Genomic DNA, 4,333 nt, shown 5'->3' with positions numbered 1-4,333 from the left:
CAAAGAGCTCGCTGATCATCAGCGTCTGACATTAGCTACCAAGATCGATGTCTATTTCTGCGACCCTCGCTGTCCCTGGCAGCGCGGGTCAAACGAAAATACCAACAGATTGCTGCGCCAGTATCTTCCGCGTGGCATCGATCTGTCATTGTACAGCCAGGCCAAGCTCAGCGCGATCGCCAAGCAGCTCAATGAAAGGCCACGAAAGACCTTGCTCTTTCAAACCCCAGCTGAGAAGTTCGCAGAATGTGTTGCGGCGATCAGTTGAACCCGCCTTCGATTGTGATGGCGGCGTCTTCAATCGGACATGGATCACTCTCCGTTGGCAATTTTCATGCGTGACCACAAATAGCAATTGTCCGCCAACACAGGGTCATGCCGTTACTCGAACAATTGCTGCAGCGCTCACGCCTCGATAGTTCTCTAGAGCGATTCTCGTGGCGGAGCATCAGAACGGTAAGGAGCGCTGGCCAACGATTGCTATCCAGGCAGCTCGCACTCGCGACGGCGTCGAGAACATCATCCGAACTTATTGGATTGACCAAGTGATAATCCCACAATGGCTCTTCTGAGAGCGATAACACTATCAAGCTTGGTAGGTCCATTTCCCTCGGTTCTCAGGTAATTGAACGAAGTCACAAAGCCGTATGACGATTCCGGTAAGGTTTCTTCGAATCCCGAATTCGCGACGCTGCTTGGAGTTCTGAGGACCACTAGCCACCGGCGTTAGCGGATGCGAGTTCCAGCGGCCTCGCAGGAAGCGCTCTCCTCAGACCTTGGGTAGCCCTAAGAATAAGAAGAAGTGTGGTTCAAAGCTCGACGAATTGTAACCCGATGACTACGGCCGGCCAGGTGTGTAGTGCGAGAGGATGAAACAATAAGCGGAGATGCGGGATGCGACCCAATGAAGAAATGAAGCTCGGACTGTATCTTGCTCGGACAGGATATCACGAAGGTGCATGGCGCGACCCCCGCGTGCCAACGAATGGCGGGCTGGACATCGATCATTATGCTCGTTTGACGGCGCTTGCCGAAAATGCGGCGTTTCATTTCGTATTTCTCGCCGATCACCAAAGCGTCATAGATGATCACGCAACGATAGCTCGTGTCAGCCGTAACGATGGCTTCGAGCCGATCACGCTACTATCGGCGCTCTCATCGAGAACACAGCACATAGGCCTCGTCGCGACCGCTACGACGACGTACTACCAACCTTATCACCTCGCGCGACTGTTCGCATCACTTGACCACTTATCGCGCGGACGGGCCGCCTGGAATGTTGTCACTTCGGCAATTGATTCCGAAGCGCTGAATTTTGATGGAGAGAAACTCCCAGATCATGATTCGCGCTACGCCCGAGCGCGAGAGTTTGTAGAAGTTGTCAGGGGACTTTGGGATACGTGGCAAGATGATGCCTTCATTCGTGACAAAGATAGCGGCATTTATGCTGATACCACCAAGGTACATTTGCTTAACCACCGAGGAACTCACTTTTCGGTTAGAGGCCCACTGAACAGCGCAAGGCCGCCGCAAGGCCACCCTGTGCTGGTTCAGGCCGGCGCATCCACTGCCGGAATAGCGTTCGCTGCAGAAGTCGCTGAGGTGGTGTTCACGGCAGAGCCGTCGCTAGATAACGGAAAACGATTCTACGCAACTCTTAAGGAGAAGACCCGTGCTGCTGGTCGTGACGATAATCAAGTGCTTGTCATGCCCGGGATTGTCCCGATTGTTGGAAGGACGAAGGAAGAAGCCTCTGATAAGCTTCAGAGATTGCAGTCTTACACACATATCGACGTTCAAATGGGGGTGGCCGATCTTTGGCTGGGGTCAGTCACCAACCTGCGTTCAATCAATCTCGACTCGTTGGTGCCGGCGACTTTACCTCTGACGAACTCCATACAGAGCCGTCAGAAGCTGCTCGTCGATCTGGCTGTACGCCAGAAACTCACTTGGAGACAACTGATCCGCTTGGTATCGGACAGCAATGGCCACCTCATGGTTGTTGGAACGCCCGCGGAAATTAGCAGCGCCATGGTGGAGACATTTGATCAACATGCGGCTGACGGCTTCAACGTGTTGCCTCCGATCGTTCCTGATGGACTCAAGGATTTTGTTGAACTCGTCATTCCGGAATTGCGCCGACGAGGAAAGTTCAGATCCAGATACTCCGGACAGACCCTACGAGATAACCTCGGTCTCAATCGACCACTCAATCAGTTCGCGCAAAGGACGGAGCCTTCTGAGAGGGGGATAGGAGTCTTCGCGAGTCCGGCGTGAAGTCTCTCCGATGCAGAACCAAGGACGAGGCTATTCCAGGTTTGTCGCCAATGCGCAACGATAAAGCCTGAACGCTCAGCTTTTCCGCAAGGGAATATCGATGCAGGTTGGGCGTCCTGCTGGCGGCTAACGAGCCCGACCGGCCTTGCTCGGAGAGCGTACCGCGATCAACATGCCGGAGAATAGGTTCTGCGCGCGTTCGAGAGCCCTAAGGACAAGAGCTGTAGCGCCGGGCTGCCGACACCCCAAAGCTCGAGGACGGTTGGAACAGGATGTCGTGCCGGCTGACATTGCCCCTGCTGACATTGCCCCTTTGGCTTAATCTAGTCTGAAGTTCGTTCTGGCCCCAAGGAGGACCAGGGCATGAAACGTAACCGTTCTTCAGAAGAGCAGGTCATCGGGATTTTACAGGAGCAAGAGGCCGGCGTTTCGGTCGCCGATGTGTGCCGCAATCATGGCGTCAGTGACGCGAGCATCTATAATGGAAAGCCAATTTGGCGGTTCGGAGGTCTCATGCGAAGCGGAAGCTGTCGCTTATCTCGTAGACGCCGACGGGATGAGCGAACGGCGGGGCGCAGAGCCATCGGCTGTTGCCGCATGACTGTAAGATCCGGGCGGATGATCCCCACCATCGCCAGCGCATGAGGGCGATCGCCGAGGCGCGCCGCCGCCGGTTCGGCTATCGGTGCCTGCACTACTACTCAAGCGGGAGGGCGGCGTGGTCAACCATAAGAAGCTGTTCCGGCTTTACCGGGAAGAGAGTCTCGCCGTCGCCGCCGTGGTGGCCGCAGGCGAGCAATTGGGAGCATGGCGCCGATGATGGTGCCGATGGCCCCAATGATCGCTGGTCGCTTGACTCAGTATCGGATCAGCTCACGGACAGCCAACGCTTCCGTATCCTGGCCGTAGTCGACGACTGCACCCGTGAGTGTCTGGCTCTAGTGGCCGATACCTCGCTCTCAGGTACGTGCTCGGAAACTGGACCGGCTGATCATTGGGCGTGGCAAGCCGAAAGTGGTGGTCAAAGAAGGGCACCGAACTCACCAGCAACGCCATCCTGACACGGGTCGATCAGAGCGGCCTCGTTTGGCGCTACATCGCGCCCGACAAGCCTATGCAGAATGCCTACATCGGGAGCTTGAGTGGGCAACTGCAGGACGAGCCGTTGAACGAGACGCTGTTCACGTCGCTGCCCGAGGCCCGCGTCTCACTCGGATGCTGGCGGGCCGACTACAGCGGCATCCGACCCCACTCGCAGCCCGGATGGAAGACGCCATATGAATTCGCCGACTTGTAACCCGTGCCGGGATCTGGCGCTGCAGCTGTGCTGCTGAAGGCTCCGGGCCAGCCCCCGTCGCTACCACCGCCCAGCTCGGCAAATCAAACGGCCCGGGCGAACTCAGGAACGGATAAAGGTTGGGGCAAGGTCATAGCCAGCCCTCCCGGAATCAAGTTGGGCTGTACATCGTTTCGGGTGTCAGCACCGAATTGCAGTGTAGTAGGGCGCTGCTGACGCATTGCACATCATGCATGTAGGTTGGCGACATGGAGATCGGTCGTCCACATTCGCTCCTCGTAGACGGCTCCCAACCGTCGTCCCTTGATGTCAGCAGCGCAATTGATCTTGATCAAAGGTCGCGCAGAAAAGCGTCGTTCGAGAATCGATTTTGCAGAATTTCTTCAATCCGGGGCCCATTCTTGCGGCATCTGGGCATCGAAGCGCCATACGTTGTTATAATAGAATAATCTGCGCTGATGGGAGGACGAGGTGGGACGAGGTAAACGGACGCGTCTTAGTCGGCGTGGCTTTCTTAAATCGGGTGCGGCTGCTGTCAGCGCGGCGAGTTGGCCATTGATCCTAACGCCGGGCGTCGCCAAGGCTGCTCCCAAATTGGTGTTTGCTTGTACGGGCGGCGTTTACCAAGAGGCGATGGAGACCGCGTTCCTTAAGCCGTTCACCGCCGAGACTGGAGTTGAGGTCATCTCGACGGGCGTCGCGGATATAGGCAAGATCCGGGCGGCGGTCAAATCCAAGAGTGTGGAATGGGATCTTGTG

The 4,333-nt window shown here is 56.4% G+C and carries 2 protein-coding genes and 2 pseudogenes; all 4 read left to right on the top strand.

All coding sequences use genetic code 11. The features are described from left to right. Positions 1–268 (top strand): IS30 family transposase (locus A3AI_RS0141715; RefSeq protein ID WP_024521111.1); only part of this gene is annotated, 268 nt, incomplete at its 5' end. Positions 269–894: 626 nt separating this feature from the next. Continuing rightward, entirely contained in the window at positions 895–2,277 is a 1,383-nt protein-coding gene (locus tag A3AI_RS0141710) for an LLM class flavin-dependent oxidoreductase (RefSeq protein ID WP_024521110.1), read from the top strand. Between the two features lie 363 nt (positions 2,278–2,640). Beyond that, positions 2,641–3,690, top strand: a pseudogene (locus tag A3AI_RS44960) (integrase core domain-containing protein). A gap of 439 nt (positions 3,691–4,129) precedes the next feature. Further along, positions 4,130–4,333: pseudogene (locus A3AI_RS49135) on the top strand (ABC transporter substrate-binding protein); the annotation flags it as partial.

The sequence above is a fragment of the Bradyrhizobium sp. Tv2a-2 genome (assembly GCF_000472425.1).
Taxonomy (GTDB): Bacteria; Pseudomonadota; Alphaproteobacteria; order Rhizobiales; family Xanthobacteraceae; genus Bradyrhizobium.
The sequence above is the reverse complement of the archived record's forward strand: the minus strand, read 5'-3'. Positions and strand labels throughout refer to the sequence as shown.

Coding starts and splice junctions, on each gene's coding strand:
- A3AI_RS0141710 (WP_024521110.1), top strand. CDS start 895: ATGCGACCCAATGAAGAAATGAAGCTCGGACTGTATCTTGCTCGGACA.